The following is a 14,804-nucleotide window of genomic DNA, read 5'->3' as shown; positions in this document are numbered from 1 at the left end:
AATTACTCTACTTCTTTTCGGGGCAATTGCGCTGACCAGTTCGGCAAGTTGGTAAAAGCACTGCACAAGGGATAATCACCATTAGCTTCTTGCTTCTGGTAAATGATAATATAGTCACTTTTCATCGCCCCTTGACGATTATCTTGGACAACCGAGGTGGCGGAGTATATCATCGGGAAGCAGCCGATAAATTTCAAGCACTCAGATGTATTTTCAATACATTTTAGGTATTCCCAGCTTTGCCGATCGCGAGCATTAAAATATAATGCCATATAACCAGAAGGCTTGAGAACCCTAGATGCTTTGACAAAAAACTCTGTCATATCAGCGTTATAAATCGTCTTTGATTTTTGTCGCTCTTTAGCATTCGACACCACAATTTCTCTCTCAAAATCAACGGTGTAACCCAATAATGAATTCCATAACTCACTTAATTCCAGATAAGGAATGCGATCGCTATGAGGCGGATCGGTGCAAATGAAAGAGACAACCTCTGATGGAATTTCTTTCAGTGCTATTCTAGCGTCTGCATTGATTAGCCATGAGTTTAGATGAAAATCTAAAGTATTAAGAGACGTTAGATTATTAGACACAATAAATAGGTTTTTTTCTTGCTCAGGGAGAGATTTAAGCAGTTTATTAGCGCGGTTTTGGAAGCAATTCCAGACGTTAATTTCAAAATGGGTATCGGGCAACCAAAACCCAATAACCCAACTACCTACCTCGATTTTTTCGCCATGGCTGTTTCTTTTGCTATTCCGCCGATTCTTAATCGCAAAGACCATATTAGACATCTGACCGGCGGCAGAAGTTAAAGTCAGCATTAGTGCGCGTTTCAAGGATGACGGATAACCGGAAATTGCTTCAATCAGCAGGTCAATATTTCGCATAGCCCGACCTGTAAAGATGTCACTAACAGACATAGTTGGCTTGACATTAATCCGAGAATTGGTAAAAAAATGGAGATGACGAAAATTCTTGGGTTGGTAGTGTTGGTAAGCAGAGTAAGACTGGAAATCTATGTCAGAAGGATCAATTTCAATTCGCCCTCGACCTGTTTCTGGTTTGCACCATACCGATACAATGCGATCGCCTTCCCACAGATAATGAGAAGCGATTTTTCCTGCCGTTGTCCGATAAGTATTGTGAATATTTTGAGCAACTTTTGTTTCAATTTCGATTAAAGCCTGATAATATTCTTGGCGATCGGGAAGATTGAGCATCAAAGAGGTATGCTCGATAGAAAATGGATTGATATCAATGCCAATAAAATGCCGATTTCGCAGCAGGCATTCACGAGATATTAAACCGGAACCGAGAAATGGATCCATGACGATATCACCTTCCTGGGTACAGTTTTCAATCAGATAACTGATGCTTTCTATGGGTTTCTTGCCCCAATATTTATGAAAACCAGCCAAACCAGTATATGTTTTGGGAGCCATCAAATCAGCTACCTTAGTTGTGGATACTGATTCAGGAAATAGGCTCATCTGTAAGAAACTTGATGGCTTTGTGAATGTCATGGTCATCCTTTTTTAGTTGGATTTTCTAAGATTCATCAGCGATTTACCAATAATCTGCAATTGGGTTATCAGTTATTAGTTATTAGTGTTTGTAGCGAAGTACCAATAACCAAGCACAAGATTAAGTCCCCTGAATATCGGGGTTGAGGTGCGTCAACTCCACACCAGCCGTGATGATTTGACGCACCGGACGACAGCCTAAACCAATCTGAGATTAGGATAGTAAGCCAAAATATCATCAGTGCTAAGGGTATCGCCACTGGCTTGGGGAGTCCAAAGAACTTCGATCGCCAATAGCTGTTCACTACCAATGGAACCTAAACGACTGATCGCCTGTCTCAAATCCTGGGAACTTTCAATTTTAGGCAATTCAAGCTGACCCAAAACTCCCACAACTAGGGTGACAATAATATATTCCCCTGGATTTTCGGTAGCATCTTGACTGACGATCGCCCCTTTGTCATCAGTAGCAGAAATGCGCTGATTATTGAAGTTTGAGAGAGTTTCTTCGGTAAACTTACTACGTTCTGCGATCGCCAACTGATTAAATTTCGCTTCCGCCGAATTTAAACGCATCCGATCCGCCTCACTCGCACCATAGACCCAATATTCTGGGTGACGTAGTAGGGCTAAAGTCGCTTCCTGAAGGACTTGGGCGCGACCTTCTGGGGTTCCGGTGTCAGCAGTGGCGGCGAGACGCGCGAGGTCCTGTTGGAGGTAGCGACCCTCAGCTAATAAACCCACCTGTACCTCAGCCACGGAAACTGTGGGATTATTATATTCGGCTTCTTGGACTCCTTCACCGACAGCGCGGAAACTTCTCACGATAAAATTGGCAATGGCCACGAAAATCAGGATAGAAAATAGTCCTCCGAAACCGCCAAAACCAAAGAAGGGAAGTAAAAATGGAAATCCAAACCCACCGCCGCCGTAATATCCACCCCCTGGGGCTTGTCTGGGACTGGGGGCTAGTGTGCGACTGGGGGCGCGAAATGAACCACCGCCAATCCGACCACCACTCCTGGCTGCTAGGGCGCTGTCAGCATGGCTAAATCCTAGGGCGATAACCAGGGCGATCGCTATTAGTGGTTTAAAAAACGGTTTAACAATTGCCAACAAATTTTTCAACATAAATGATCCTAATGTCTGCTTGGGACTGGAATTTGATCGAGGTTAGCATCAATTGTATTTCTTCCGGCGATCGCTTATCCAGTCGATATATCTACTACTTTAACGCCTCTAGCGTAACTGCTACAGCCGATCCAAGGTACGGACTTCCCCAATATAGGGGAGATATCCGCACCTTACCAGATTATTAATGGTTGATTATACCGTTGTGTCAGTTTTGAGCCAACTGGCTGCCAGTTTGGGGGCTATGGGACTAATGGTGGGAGTCAGAGTGTCTGATGGACAACAACAGACTCCTAGAATTTTACCTGTCCAACAAATTATATCCGCCCATCCACGATGTCCGGTAGATTTAAACCAGTTACTGACTGAGTTGGTGGTGGATTTACCCGCCTATGCTAACCGTGTGATTACGCGATCGCCACCTACCAACCATTTACAGGATATCCCTACATCAGTGATTTTAGCCACCAGTTTACCCCCAGAAACTATACCTGTTTCTGAGCATTTACCCACCGATTTACCTACTGGTGATGATATTGATTTGGGATTCATTCTTACCCGTGAAAGGTTGTATATTAATAATAGAATGCTCGTGATTCAACGGTATCATTGGTTATTCTTGCGTTCGACTCCTAACGGGTGGGAATTGGTGAAAATGTTATCTAAATCAGACCCTTATCCTGGTTACAGGATTTTACCCCAGCCTTGGGATAGTAGCCAAAGTGCGATCGCCCGCGCCATTCGCCTCTGGCTGCGAGACTGTCAATGGCGGACAGTCCCCAGATAAAAATGACTAAGAGGTTTTGATTATGTATCAAGTTGGTGGTAGCTTAGAGCGTAATGCTATTAGTTATGTAGAAAGACAAGCAGACCGAGAACTTTATCAACATTTGAAAGCCGGAAAGTTTTGTTATGTTCTTAACTCTCGTCAAATGGGGAAATCCTCCTTATTGGCTCAGACAAGATACCGCTTAGAATTAGACGGATTTCGATGTTCTAGTATTGACTTAACCCTAGTAGGTCAAGACCAGATTACTTCTGCACAGTGGTATAAAGGTATTATTGTTGAATTACTCAGAGGATTTAAGTTATGGGAAAAATTCCAATTTTTTAAAGCCTGGTGGCAAAATCAAGATAACCTTTCCCCAGTACAGAAATTAGGCTATTTTATTGATGATATCTTATTGCCAGAAATACCCCACAAAAATCTGGTCATTTTTATAGACGAGATTGATAGTATGTTAAGCCTGGATTTCCCCTCTGATGATTTTTGGGCGTTGATCCGTTTTTTGTATAATCAAAGGGCCATTAATCCTGAATATAATCGCCTCACTTTTGCCATTTTTGGAGTAGCTACACCCTCCGATTTGATTCAAGACCGGACTCGGACACCTTTTAATGTTGGTAAAGCCATAGATTTAACAGGTTTTACCCTCTCAGAAGCACAGATATTAGCCCAAGGATTAAATATCACAGGTGGCGACAAAATAGCAGTTATTGAACGCATTTTATTTTGGACTAATGGGCAGCCTTTTTTAACGCAAAAAGTTTGTGATTTAATTAATCAAATTAATTTGATAGTCAATAATGCACCTGTGTTCATTAAGCCGGGAGAAGAAAGCCAGTTTATCGATGAAATAATTGGGAGTAAAATCATCTATAAATGGCAAGAACAAGACCAGCCAGAGCATTTAATGACTATCTTAAACCGAATCAAGTACAGGGTAGATATCATCCCTAAAATGCTAGGAATTTATCAAAAATTGCTAGAAAAAAGCCCGGTAGAAGTTGATAATACCCGCGAAAAATCCGAGTTAATTCTGTCGGGATTAGTTATTAAAAATCAAGGAAGTTTACAGATAAGAAACCTCATTTATCAAACTATATTTGATTCCACTTGGGCTGCTCAAGAGTTAGCCAATATTCGCCCCTATTCTCAGCTTTTATATTCTTGGGTTAAATCTGACAAAAATGATGTGTCTCGATTACTAACCGGACAAGCGTTAATAGATGCTAAAAGTTGGGCTCATTCCCGGAGTTTAAGTGACTTAGATTATCAATTTTTAGCCGCTAGTCAAGAACTAGAAGAACAGCAAATCAAAACCAGTTTAGAAGCTGCTAGAGTCCAAGAAATCAATCACCGACTCGCTCAAGAAAAAAAAGTCGCAAAATTGCAGCGGCTACTGTTACTGATAGCCACGGTAGCTTTGACCATTTCCTCTGGGTTAGGTGTCTTGGTATGGCGACAAAATCAGCAAGTACGGATTAGTGAAATTAGAGCCTTAGCATCTTCTTCTCATGGTTTATTAGCCTCCCATAACCAGTTAGATGCTATGGTGGATGCTATTAAGGCTAAACGTCGTTTAGAGGGTTTAGGCAAAGTTGATAGCTATACTGAATCCCAAGTTACATTTGCTTTAAATAATGCCATTTATAATAGCAATGAATTTAATCGTTTAATTGGTCATAAAGGCTCGGTTTTGAGTGTAGATATTAGCAGTGATGGTCAGTTAATTGCTACGGCTAGTAATGATAAAACTGTGAAAATTTGGCGGCAAGATGGAACCTTAATTAATACCCTACAACATTCGGGAACAGTCCATCGTGTGGCTTTCAGCCCTGACGGTAATTTGGTGGTTTCTGCTAGTTTAGATGGTCAGGTAAAACTGTGGAATGTAGATGGTGAATTATGGCAAAATATACAAGCTCATGATGCGGCAGTTTGGGGAATCAACTTTAGTCCTAATGGTCAAATTATCGCTTCTGCTAGTGGCGATCGCACTGTTAAATTATGGCGACTAGATGGCACATTGCTACAAACTTTGACAGGACATACAACCAGTGTTTGGAATGTGGCTTTTGATAAAACCAGTCAAATAGTAGCTTCTGTCAGCATTGATGGTTTAATCAAATTATGGAGTATCGATGGCAGATTATTAAACACCATAGAAGCACATCAAGGAGCTGTTTGGGGTGTAGCATTTTGTTATGATACCAATTTACTGGTATCTGTCAGCACAGATAAAACAGCTAAAATCTGGACAATAGATGGCACCTTGGTGAGAACTATGCAGGAAAAAGATGTAATTCTTGGGGTTGATTGTAGTGCTAATGGTGAATTCATTGCCACCAGTGGTACAAATAATACAGTAACCATTTGGAAAACAGACGGCACTTTTATCAAAACCTTACAACGACATAATGCCGTGGTTAGAGGTGTGGCATTAAGCGCTAATGGTTTGATGGCTGCTTCCGCTAGTGATGATGGAACCGTCAAACTATGGCGACGTAACGCATATTTATTACAACCCCTGTATAATCACGATGATATCCTGTGGAATATAGCCACCAGTGCCGATAATCAATTGATTGCTTATGTGTCTGGTGATCAAACTTATTTAAGACAAACAAATGGTCAGCTTTTAAGCATAATTAGTCACTCAGGAAAGTTAAATCGCGCTGTGGCTTTTACTCCCAAGGCAGATATATTAGCACTTGGTGCTAATAATGAAGTTCAACTTTGGGATATTAGAAATATCAGAAAATCTCCACCCGAACTACTCACCATATTAACTGGACATGAAACAGTTATTTATGCTATTGCTATTAGTCCTGATGGTCAAATGATTGCTTCCGCTGGGGATGATAAAACCATTAAATTATGGACGATTGATGGGGAACTGATCAATAGTTTTCCGGCTCATAGTGAAAGGATTTGGCAACTAACCTTTAGTCCAGATGGTCAAACTCTTATCTCTGCTAGTGAAGATAAGACTGTCAAATTATGGACTACAGAGGGTGGGCTTGTGAACACCCTAAATCAAGATGGAGTTATTTGGGGAGTTGACATTAATCCTGAAGGAAATTTGATTGCTTCTGCTAGTCGTGATGATACTTTAAAACTGTGGAGATTAGATGGTAGTTTGGTCAGAAAAATTCGAGCGAACAGCGGTGGATTAACCAGGGTTACCTTTAGTCCAGACGGTCAAAATATCGCCACTGCTGGTGTTAACAATCAGGTGAAATTGTGGAATCTTGAAGGGGAGTTACTCCAAACTTTACCCGGACATAATGCTATGGTAGTCAGTCTAGCATTTACGGCTGATGGTAATTTTTTGGTATCTGGTGGGGATGACCGGACGCTGATTATATGGGATTTAGAGGGAATTAAAAATCTCGATCCTATGGAATATGCCTGCAATTGGGTCGGGGATTATCTGCGGACTAATGTGGAGGTACAAGATAGCGATCGCCTTTTGTGTCCCTAAAATCTCAGCCCTTCATTGTGCATATATCTGATTTTTGGGTATAATCATTATTTACACTTGTTAACTTAGTTTCTGCTGACCCACCATTATCATTAACAATGCTTTCATCTCAACAACAAAGAAGCCTAGAAACGGACTGGCGGCTATTTTTGCGATTGCGAGACTATGCCAAACGCCATAAAAAACTGTTGGCGATCGCTATTATTTTACTCATTCCTCTCTCTATTTCTAGTGCGATCCAACCTATTTTGATTGGACAAACTATTTCACTAATTCGCCAAGAACCCACCTATAAATTTTTACAGGGATTATCTCTATCAGCAGGCTTAAATCTCTTAGCTTTCCTGTTATTATTGACAATTTCCCTCAGATTCACTCTTCAGGCTATCCAAGGATATGTCGTCCAGACCGTTGGACAAAAAATGACCGCAGATATTCGTAACGATTTATTTGACCATGTTACCTCTTTAGCTGTCAGATTTTTTGACCGCACTCCTGTCGGAAAACTCATTACTCGTCTCACCAGTGATGTCGATGCTTTGGGGGATGTATTCTCTACTGGTGCTATTGGCATTATTAGCGATTTATTCTCGATTTTAGTAATTGCGATCGCCATGTTTAGCCTTCAGTGGCAGTTGGCTTTAATGTTGGTTTTATCTATGTTCCCCGTCACCGCAATAATTATCTATTTTCAACAACAATATCGCACCGCTAATTATAAAGCACGGGAGGAACTCTCCGACCTCAACGCACAACTACAAGAGAATTTGATTGGTATTGGAGTCGTGCAACTATTTCGCCGGGAACGTTACAATGCCGAGTTATTTCACATCACCAATCAGCGTTATATTAAAGCCGTTGATAAAACCATTTTTTATGATTCGGCTGTCTCGGCAACCTTAGAATGGATTGCCCTAATAGCGATCGCCGCCGTCCTCTGGTTTGGAGGCAAACAAGTATTAAATCAAACCCTCAGCTTTGGCATACTTTCCACCTTTATACTATTCGCCCAACGTCTATTTGACCCCCTCCGACAATTTGCCGATAAATTTACCGCTATTCAAGCCGGTTTAACTGCTGTGGAAAGGATTAATGACATTCTGAACCAACCCATAGAAATCCGCGACCCCGAAATCGGAAAAGCCAGTGTTTTACCAACTAATAAATATGAGGCGATCGGCGAAATCAAATTTGAAAACGTCTATTTTGCCTATAAAAATGATGAATATGTAATCCAAAACCTTAATTTCACTATTCATCCTGGCGAAAAAGTCGCCCTAGTCGGACCTACTGGTGCTGGCAAAAGTTCTATTATTCGGCTATTATGTCGTTTATACGAACCTAGTCGCGGTCGCATTTTAATCGATGGCATTGATATCCGTGATTTACCTCAAGCCGAATTACGTCGCCATGTGGGGGTAATCTTACAAGATGGGTTTCTATTCGCCGGAGATGTTAAAAGTAATATTACCCTGGGGGAAACCTATACAATCGATGCCATTCGACAGGCGGCGGAAAAGACGAATGTATCTCAGTTTATTGAGGCTTTACCCGAAGGTTATGATACCGAACTTAGGGAAAGAGGCACTAATCTTTCCAGTGGTCAAAAACAGCTTTTAGCTTTTGCTAGGGTAGCCATTAGAAACCCGCAAATATTAGTTTTAGATGAAGCGACTGCTAACCTAGATGTGATGACAGAATCCCTAATTCAGGATGCCCTTGATCGGATGTTAATCGGCAAAACTGCCATTATTATTGCCCACCGTTTATCAACGATTAAAAATGTCGATCGCATTTTAGTTTTACAACGAGGAAGACTGATAGAGTCCGGTTCCCATGACCAATTATTAAACCAGGGCGGACTCTACGCCAGTCTGTATCAGTTACAGATGTTAGGTTCGTGATCCTCGGCAATTTCCGCCTATTTGAGATTCAAAAATCTGTCTAAGGCTGCCACCAAAGCGGGAGGCCAACGACGGATATTAGCTACCCAATCAATATCTCGATAACGGGGGTCTAATCCAATGGCTGCTACCCAATTACTTTCGGCTTCCCCTATTTTACCACTATCCCACAAACAGGCGGTTAAAGCTGCCCGCATATCGGCAAAATTGGGGTATTTCCGAATCAGATTTTTGATGTTGCGGATAGCTTCTTTAGTCTCACCAGTCTGATACAAAGCCAGGGCGTAGTTAGCCCTAGCAAAAGCATAGTTAGGGTCTAATTCCGCCGCCTGGAAATAGTCGGCGATCGCCGCTTCCCAGTTTTCTTGTCCGGCTTCCGCATTACCTCGATTATTATAGGCGATCGCATCAGAGGGGCTTAACTCTAAAGTCCGATTATAATCAGCGATCGCATCAGACCAACGCCCCAAACCCTCATAAGCCACTCCCCGGTTAAGGTAAGGGTCCGCAGCCGTCGGCGCTAATTCAATAGCCCGGTTATAGTCCCCTATGGCTTCCGTGAGGCGGTTTTGGCTAACTCGGATATTACCTCGGTTACTCCACATAGCCGGGTTATCCGGGTAACGATTAATAATTTCAGTCCAGTAATTCTCAGCTTCCGCAAACCGTCCCGCTTGGCTAGTCGCAAAAGCCCTCTCTAGTAGTTCATCCAATGATAAAGTAGAGATTTCCGCTACCGTTTCCCCCACGGTGTCAGTAGCAGCCCAGGCTAAATTATATGGCGATACTACCCCTAGCCATAGCCAGCAAAATACCACGGTTAGAAAAAGTATCAATCGGCGCATCATCAAAAAAAAGCCACAACAATCTGAAATTATACCGAAGTTAGCCACATATTGACCAGCTACGTCAGACTTTTACCCATAGCGCCAACCCTCCCCCTCGACCTCTGGCGGCGATGAAGTTTTCTTGAATTAGGAAATAGGCAAAAAAAGCCTGGTCTTTAACTAGGCGTTGATAAAAACTTTCCTCGCTAGTTTTCCCCCCACGAATATAGTTATCATAAAGTTTTATCCCCACGGCTTCCACGGCTAGACGGGTAAAATCAAAAGCCAGAATATCATTTTTGTCCAAAAACTTAGCCGGACCGCTAACAGTTAATGTCATTAGTCCGACTTGGATTTTGTTTTCGATTCTACCAGCTTCAAAGGTTTGGCGATCGCCGCTTTCCACCCCCGAAACTGGGGAATAGTTTAATAATACACTAACTAAGCCCGGCAGATAACGACCCGGCCCCATAATCACCCCTGCTTTAGCGCGAGTTTTTTTGGTTCCGGTAATGAAATATAATTGCCAACACCCACACAAACTCTCGAAGGGGTGCGGTTTCCGATTTTGGCGACCCGCCTTTTCCGCCGCCAATAAAGCATTAACCACCTGGTCAGGAGAAAGGCGATCGCCCCGAGATTTTAGCGATCGCGCCGTTTGGTCTAGGATGTCCAGATATTCAGCCAAGGTTCTGATTTCATCAAGATATGATAATTATCTCTTATATCATTTATTCGCATACCAAGACAAACTGATGGCTAATCTCAGCAGCTTTATGTTATAATAGTCAATGCTCACATCCCCTTGGAGAGGTGGCAGAGTGGTCGATCGCGCTCGACTTGAAATCGAGTGAGCCGCAAGGTTCCGTGGGTTCAAATCCCACCCTCTCCGTTGTTTCAGCCCCTAAACAAATACTTTTGGCTATAATTTGGCTATAATTTGGCTATAAATTTAGGCGATTATAGCCAAAACAATTTTTCAAAAAATCACCCCCCCCGCCCCCATCCACAAAATATAATCCGTTCCTTATATATGCGTTAGCCAAACGGATTGCTATTGTACAGTGGTTAAATTTTGGGGCTAGATACAAAACACAGCCAACCTGTACCATGTCGCCTCCAAAACTGCCATAATATCAATGTACATTGATACATGAGAAGATTAACGGGAGCCTTTTTGTGTCAATTTGACATCAACTCCTAACAGCGTCAGAGCCTTGGTAATCTCCAATTTGATCGCGCCTCCATTGCCAGCCTTCATTTTTGTAGCAGCCAGGAGGATATCAATTATCTGTTGGCGACTCTGATCAGACAGAAGCTCACCGACTGCCTGGTGGTTGCCATTACTGTTTGCTGGCTTCTCAATCACATCACCCTGATCCAAACGATGAGCGATCGCCAATAGTTCATCTGCAAATACATCAGGAACTCGGATCGCGCGGGTCGGGGTGTTGATCCATTTGGGTTGTTTTAAACCACTGGTATCAGGATTGTAGTTGGCCATAATCATCCTATACATCTATCATTGTACATTGATAATGCTATCATTGTACATTGATAGCAGTCAAGTAGGCGATCGCACTTTGCGCCCTATTGTCCAATAATCTGGCCATATATTAGCCCCTTGCCTTAGATGATTACTATATCAATGTACATTGATAACCCGATAGGCGATCGCCTCAACCCTAAACCCACCAATCGCCAACAATCATCCTGTCCCCATCAACCCGTCAAGAGTAGGCCCAAAATATAAAACGGGCCATTTTTGTGTACAGCCAGTAATGGATTGAAAAAAAATCACAAATTTTTATTTTTGGGTGTCCTGCCTGTCCACTGTGGCTGTAACTGCTATAGCAAGGGAGTTACAAGGTGGACACCCAGAAAAAATTCTGCCTGTCCTCTGCCTGTCTGCCTGTCCGCTTCTGTTGGACAAAAAAATACCCGACCTGGTGCGATCGGGGGTTGGTGATTGTGTATTGATTGAACCTGCTATTAGAGAAACGCCCGCACAGACAAGGAGTGGGTGTTCAAATTTCACCTTTGTTCTTGGCTTCCTCAATTTCCAACTGCAACAGGCGGCGGATAAGGCTTGAAAGAGATCTTTGTCTCTTCTCTGCCAATTTTTTACCCTCTTCTAACATCTGTTCATCCAGGTAAACCTGTAGCTTTGGCTTGTTGCTAGGCACTGTGGCAGTCATATAGGTGTTACTCCAATTCTACTCTTGCTCAAAAAAATATGCTAGGGGTATTTACAGAGCATTCACTTTTATGTTACAGTTAATTTACCGAAAGGTCAAACACAAAATAACCCACTGGTGTCAGCCGCCAAGCAAGCCACCAGTGGGTCTGAAAACCCCTTTACAGGAGTAACTATGACTTTAGCAGAACTTAAAGCTAATGCGATCGCCCTAGGATTGTCAAAAGATGATATCCGCCAGTTTGGCGACCTGCGGTCAAAATCCACTTGGGAAGCCGCTATTGCCCAAGCCGAATCCGAAGCCGTACCAGAGGCCGAGCCTATCCCCGAATTTTTGCCAAACCAGGCTATGGTCAACCCCTTACATCAGGTTGAATCCGACCCCACCCAACAGCCAGAAAATCAATGTACATTGAAAGAATCGGAGAATCATTGCCGCTACCAACAAGATGTAATTTTGGTTACAGGGGCCTGTGATGGTATTGAGGAAGTTATTAGCTCTGGTGCTGACATTAAAGAGGCGAAACACATTGCCGATCAAGTTAAGTTAACTTTTGGGCAGCAAATCATAATCCGAGAGTTTGATGGTAGTGGTCAGATGTTCTACCGTCGCCACGATGATGAGGTTGACCCCGACATCCTGCCCGAACTCAAGGATAAAGACGATCGCTTTGATTGTTGGAGCCCATGGATGAAAGTAGGCGCTAAATTTACTACACCCCGGGGAAACCGCTTTACCATTGTTGGTTTTGACAAGTGGGGGAACTGTCACGCGATCGCCGATGGGGATGAGGAAACCCAAACCTTTCGGCTTAGTCATCTGATTCAGTACACCCCAGAAGCTGACGATGATACCCGTGACGAAATTATTGAAAAATTCCGCCAAGCCGGGGTATCCGATGCCGATATTGCTGAATTGAACGCCGCGCCCCTTTGCGTTACCGGAGCCGCAGTCGTTTTGGGTTTTCTGGAAGGCTTACTTGAGCCAATCCCTGCCACTGGTGTAGTTGTTGGTTTGGTGTTGAGTTTTTTCGCCCTGGGGTGAGGGATGCCGGATGGGTGGGGTTCAAGGCTTCCCTAACTGCCATGGCGATCGCTCTCCTGTGGCTAGGATTCTGGCTAGGGACTGGTGATCTGAGAATCCCCCCCTTTACCCTCACTGTAGATATTGCCAACCCCAACACAGAGCAACAGAAATGAACCCTAAATATGGGCAAATCAAACAGTTAGCCATGAAATTGTATTGTTTCATGCTTTCCCATCCTGAGACGATACCACTTAAATCCGAGTCGGTGCGCCGCCATATTGCAGCACTCTGTTTTGATGCCGCCGCCGATTTCTTGGCAGTCCAAGACCAGTGGATTGAGGAACAAGAATCCTCAGAAAAATCCGGCAATTAACACTTGATAAAAAATGCGATTGCCACGCGAGTGAGGGTGGCTGCCCGTTATCACCAAGCCTGTTAACCATTAGTTAGGAGCAATAAACCATGATTGGATTTCTCAGAGGCGACGATGTAAAAGGTGGAGCGATCGCACCCGTAGAGGGTCAGCATAGCAACCTTGACAAAGGGTCGGTTTTTGTCACCAGCCCGAACGGCATCACTCCCGACAACCCCGGTAGTTGGGAACATTTCCGTTTCGCTCCCGTGCTTGACCGTCCCCGTGTCCTTGATCCGGCCGAAGCCGATGCCCTCACCGACCTGGCTGATGAATCCGATAAGCACGTTGTCAGTACCCGCAAAGGATACCGAGCCTTAAAGCGACTAGATAACAATAGCCGCAAGGTCAACGAATCTTATGAGAAACTCCGTCGCCATCAGGCTGGAAATGAACACAAGATCCAATCGGCTAAACACGATTCTGCCAAATACCTGCACGGATTGCGACCTAAATATGCACGTTTAGGGCAGGGTCTGGAAAAGTCTGCACAACTGGCTGACCAGAAAATTAACGCCCTGATGTCTACTCTGTAATCCCATAAAAATGCCCCCATCATTGGGGGCAAAAATGCTAAAGGAAAGTGAGCAGAATGATTCAATTGTACAGAATTCTTGGATTGATTTTGTTATTTGGTGCTAGTGCTTCCACTGTATCACTGTTGGCTGTTAGCTACCAAAGTTTCCGCCTCCCGGCTTTCTGGCTTGCCTTAATTGCCGCCAGCATCTTGGGTGCAATGGGGGCGATCGCTTACTATCACAAAGGTAAATCTGAGGAATGGTGGCAGTGGTTAGTTTTTGCGATCGCTGTGGCTGCCGTTCTAATTATTGGGGGTGCAATCCAGTGGACGTAATTAATCCCAGCGCCAATAATCAGGCGATTCGGAGCAATTGGAGATTGTTAAACGGCATATCAGTCTTAATAGCAGTTACTGCTACACCAGTTTGGTTTTTTACGCCCTTCCTCACCCATCAAAATACCCTAAGATGGTTATCTATTGGCTATGGTATGGAGGGCGGTGCCGGATTACTCTTAACCGGTAATGAATTAGCCAAACTCAAACCAAAAATTACCGCATTAAATAAACAAGAGGAGGCAGACTTTAAGCATTCGGTCGCCAGTTCACTGTATTTAACTCAGCAGACTAACCAGGCAATTGCCGAGTTCCTAAATTTTCAGAGACATGACTCCCTTTATGCCCAACCAGAACTGCTAGAGTCCGCAGTATATGGGGAGTTAAGCGAGTTACCAGAAAAGTTAGAAAGTTCTGAGTTAGCTAGTCAGTTTGAACTTACCGAACTTTCTAAACTTGCCGAACGCTATCGCCAAGCCGTATTAGATGCCTTGGATAAAGGAGTAATAGAATCCAAGATTATCAAAGACATAATAGGGTTAGGCGGTGCTAAATATTCCAAGGGCCGTGCTGTACTTGAGTTATAGCACAAGACAGGAAAGTTAGGACGTATAATGGAGAGGACGAGATGACTAAGAAGACCAAAAATGCCAGCCCCC

Annotated in this window: 16 protein-coding genes and 1 tRNA gene; 11 read left to right on the top strand and 6 right to left on the bottom strand. The window is 43.4% G+C overall.

Annotation, left to right across the window (positions count from 1 at the left end):
* Window positions 1–2: 2 nt before the first annotated feature.
* Window positions 3–1,526 carry a DNA methyltransferase gene (locus ACTIE0_RS07100; protein WP_108614729.1) on the bottom strand — a complete coding sequence of 508 codons (1,524 nt, stop codon included), beginning with the start codon at window positions 1,524–1,526 and terminating at the stop codon, window positions 3–5.
* Between the two features lie 198 nt (window positions 1,527–1,724).
* Window positions 1,725–2,657: a DUF1517 domain-containing protein gene (locus tag ACTIE0_RS07095; protein WP_046320663.1), complete on the bottom strand. Its 933-nt coding sequence runs from the start codon at window positions 2,655–2,657 to the stop codon at window positions 1,725–1,727.
* Between the two features lie 2 nt (window positions 2,658–2,659).
* On the opposite strand from ACTIE0_RS07095, the gene ACTIE0_RS07090 reads away from it, so the two are divergent.
* The 4 genes from ACTIE0_RS07090 to ACTIE0_RS07075 all read left to right on the top strand — a co-directional run bounded on the left by ACTIE0_RS07090 (window position 2,660) and on the right by ACTIE0_RS07075 (window position 8,829).
* Complete coding sequence (locus ACTIE0_RS07090; protein WP_008053128.1) at window positions 2,660–2,845, top strand: hypothetical protein; 186 nt, start codon at window positions 2,660–2,662, stop codon at window positions 2,843–2,845.
* Entirely contained in the window at window positions 2,845–3,444 is a 600-nt protein-coding gene (locus tag ACTIE0_RS07085) for a hypothetical protein (protein ID WP_006623831.1), read from the top strand. Before ACTIE0_RS07090 ends, ACTIE0_RS07085 begins: the two co-directional genes overlap by 1 nt.
* Window positions 3,445–3,466: 22 nt before the next feature.
* The gene (locus ACTIE0_RS07080; protein WP_006623832.1) at window positions 3,467–6,925 is read left to right on the top strand and encodes a WD40 domain-containing protein; all 3,459 of its coding nucleotides are present in this window, start codon (window positions 3,467–3,469) and stop codon (window positions 6,923–6,925) included.
* A 98-nt stretch (window positions 6,926–7,023) separates the two neighbouring features.
* Window positions 7,024–8,829, top strand: a complete 1,806-nt coding sequence (locus tag ACTIE0_RS07075) for an ABC transporter ATP-binding protein (protein ID WP_006623833.1) — start codon at window positions 7,024–7,026, stop codon at window positions 8,827–8,829.
* A gap of 17 nt (window positions 8,830–8,846) precedes the next feature.
* Here the strand turns inward: ACTIE0_RS07075 and ACTIE0_RS07070 are convergent, their stop codons facing one another.
* Together ACTIE0_RS07070 and ACTIE0_RS07065 are read right to left on the bottom strand one after the other, a co-directional pair.
* Complete coding sequence (locus ACTIE0_RS07070; protein WP_081587741.1) at window positions 8,847–9,674, bottom strand: tetratricopeptide repeat protein; 828 nt, start codon at window positions 9,672–9,674, stop codon at window positions 8,847–8,849.
* 64 nt (window positions 9,675–9,738) lie between these two features.
* On the bottom strand, window positions 9,739–10,344 hold the full coding sequence (locus ACTIE0_RS07065) for a hypothetical protein (RefSeq protein ID WP_006623836.1): 606 nt from the start codon (window positions 10,342–10,344) through the stop codon (window positions 9,739–9,741).
* A gap of 119 nt (window positions 10,345–10,463) precedes the next feature.
* Between ACTIE0_RS07065 and ACTIE0_RS07060 the strand changes: the two genes are divergently transcribed.
* Window positions 10,464–10,548 (top strand) — tRNA-Ser (locus ACTIE0_RS07060).
* Between the two features lie 270 nt (window positions 10,549–10,818).
* On the opposite strand, the gene ACTIE0_RS07055 is transcribed toward ACTIE0_RS07060, so the two are convergent.
* Together ACTIE0_RS07055 and ACTIE0_RS07050 are read right to left on the bottom strand one after the other, a co-directional pair.
* On the bottom strand, window positions 10,819–11,160 hold the full coding sequence (locus ACTIE0_RS07055) for a hypothetical protein (RefSeq protein WP_006623837.1): 342 nt from the start codon (window positions 11,158–11,160) through the stop codon (window positions 10,819–10,821).
* Window positions 11,161–11,683: 523 nt separating this feature from the next.
* On the bottom strand, window positions 11,684–11,854 hold the full coding sequence (locus tag ACTIE0_RS07050) for a ribbon-helix-helix domain-containing protein (protein WP_006623838.1): 171 nt from the start codon (window positions 11,852–11,854) through the stop codon (window positions 11,684–11,686).
* A 117-nt stretch (window positions 11,855–11,971) separates the two neighbouring features.
* On the opposite strand from ACTIE0_RS07050, the gene ACTIE0_RS07045 reads away from it, so the two are divergent.
* The 6 genes from ACTIE0_RS07045 (at window position 11,972) to ACTIE0_RS07020 (ending at window position 14,732) form a co-directional block, all read left to right on the top strand.
* Complete coding sequence (locus ACTIE0_RS07045; protein ID WP_006623839.1) at window positions 11,972–12,898, top strand: hypothetical protein; 927 nt, start codon at window positions 11,972–11,974, stop codon at window positions 12,896–12,898.
* Window positions 12,895–13,053 (top strand): hypothetical protein, encoded by a 159-nt coding sequence (locus tag ACTIE0_RS07040; RefSeq protein ID WP_006623840.1) that lies wholly within the window; start codon window positions 12,895–12,897, stop codon window positions 13,051–13,053. Before ACTIE0_RS07045 ends, ACTIE0_RS07040 begins: the two co-directional genes overlap by 4 nt.
* A complete protein-coding gene (locus ACTIE0_RS07035; protein ID WP_006669822.1) occupies window positions 13,050–13,253 on the top strand; it encodes a hypothetical protein in 204 nt (67 codons plus the stop codon). The genes ACTIE0_RS07040 and ACTIE0_RS07035 overlap by 4 nt, the downstream gene beginning before the upstream one ends.
* Before the next feature lie 89 nt (window positions 13,254–13,342).
* Entirely contained in the window at window positions 13,343–13,828 is a 486-nt protein-coding gene (locus ACTIE0_RS07030; RefSeq protein ID WP_006623842.1) for a hypothetical protein, read from the top strand.
* Between the two features lie 56 nt (window positions 13,829–13,884).
* Complete coding sequence (locus ACTIE0_RS07025) at window positions 13,885–14,145, top strand: hypothetical protein (RefSeq protein WP_006669821.1); 261 nt, start codon at window positions 13,885–13,887, stop codon at window positions 14,143–14,145.
* Window positions 14,136–14,732: a hypothetical protein gene (locus tag ACTIE0_RS07020; protein ID WP_006623844.1), complete on the top strand. Its 597-nt coding sequence runs from the start codon at window positions 14,136–14,138 to the stop codon at window positions 14,730–14,732. The genes ACTIE0_RS07025 and ACTIE0_RS07020 overlap by 10 nt, the downstream gene beginning before the upstream one ends.
* The last annotated feature ends 72 nt before the right edge of the window (window positions 14,733–14,804 follow it).

It is taken from the genome of Limnospira sp., assembly GCF_051859755.1.
GTDB lineage: Bacteria > Cyanobacteriota > Cyanobacteriia > Cyanobacteriales > Microcoleaceae > Limnospira > Limnospira fusiformis.
Note: the sequence above shows the minus strand (reverse complement) of the source record. Positions and strands in the feature narration are given on the sequence as shown.

Bases quoted from the DNA above. Each gene is read 5' to 3' on its own strand.
- ACTIE0_RS07100 (WP_108614729.1), bottom strand. From the start codon at position 1,526: ATGACATTCACAAAGCCATCAAGTTTCTTACAGATGAGCCTATTTCCT.
- ACTIE0_RS07095 (WP_046320663.1), bottom strand. From the start codon at position 2,657: ATGTTGAAAAATTTGTTGGCAATTGTTAAACCGTTTTTTAAACCACTA.
- ACTIE0_RS07090 (WP_008053128.1), top strand. From the start codon at position 2,660: ATGATCCTAATGTCTGCTTGGGACTGGAATTTGATCGAGGTTAGCATC.
- ACTIE0_RS07085 (WP_006623831.1), top strand. From the start codon at position 2,845: ATGGTTGATTATACCGTTGTGTCAGTTTTGAGCCAACTGGCTGCCAGT.
- ACTIE0_RS07080 (WP_006623832.1), top strand. From the start codon at position 3,467: ATGTATCAAGTTGGTGGTAGCTTAGAGCGTAATGCTATTAGTTATGTA.
- ACTIE0_RS07075 (WP_006623833.1), top strand. From the start codon at position 7,024: ATGCTTTCATCTCAACAACAAAGAAGCCTAGAAACGGACTGGCGGCTA.
- ACTIE0_RS07070 (WP_081587741.1), bottom strand. From the start codon at position 9,674: ATGCGCCGATTGATACTTTTTCTAACCGTGGTATTTTGCTGGCTATGG.
- ACTIE0_RS07055 (WP_006623837.1), bottom strand. From the start codon at position 11,160: ATGGCCAACTACAATCCTGATACCAGTGGTTTAAAACAACCCAAATGG.
- ACTIE0_RS07050 (WP_006623838.1), bottom strand. From the start codon at position 11,854: ATGACTGCCACAGTGCCTAGCAACAAGCCAAAGCTACAGGTTTACCTG.
- ACTIE0_RS07035 (WP_006669822.1), top strand. From the start codon at position 13,050: ATGAACCCTAAATATGGGCAAATCAAACAGTTAGCCATGAAATTGTAT.
- ACTIE0_RS07030 (WP_006623842.1), top strand. From the start codon at position 13,343: ATGATTGGATTTCTCAGAGGCGACGATGTAAAAGGTGGAGCGATCGCA.
- ACTIE0_RS07025 (WP_006669821.1), top strand. From the start codon at position 13,885: ATGATTCAATTGTACAGAATTCTTGGATTGATTTTGTTATTTGGTGCT.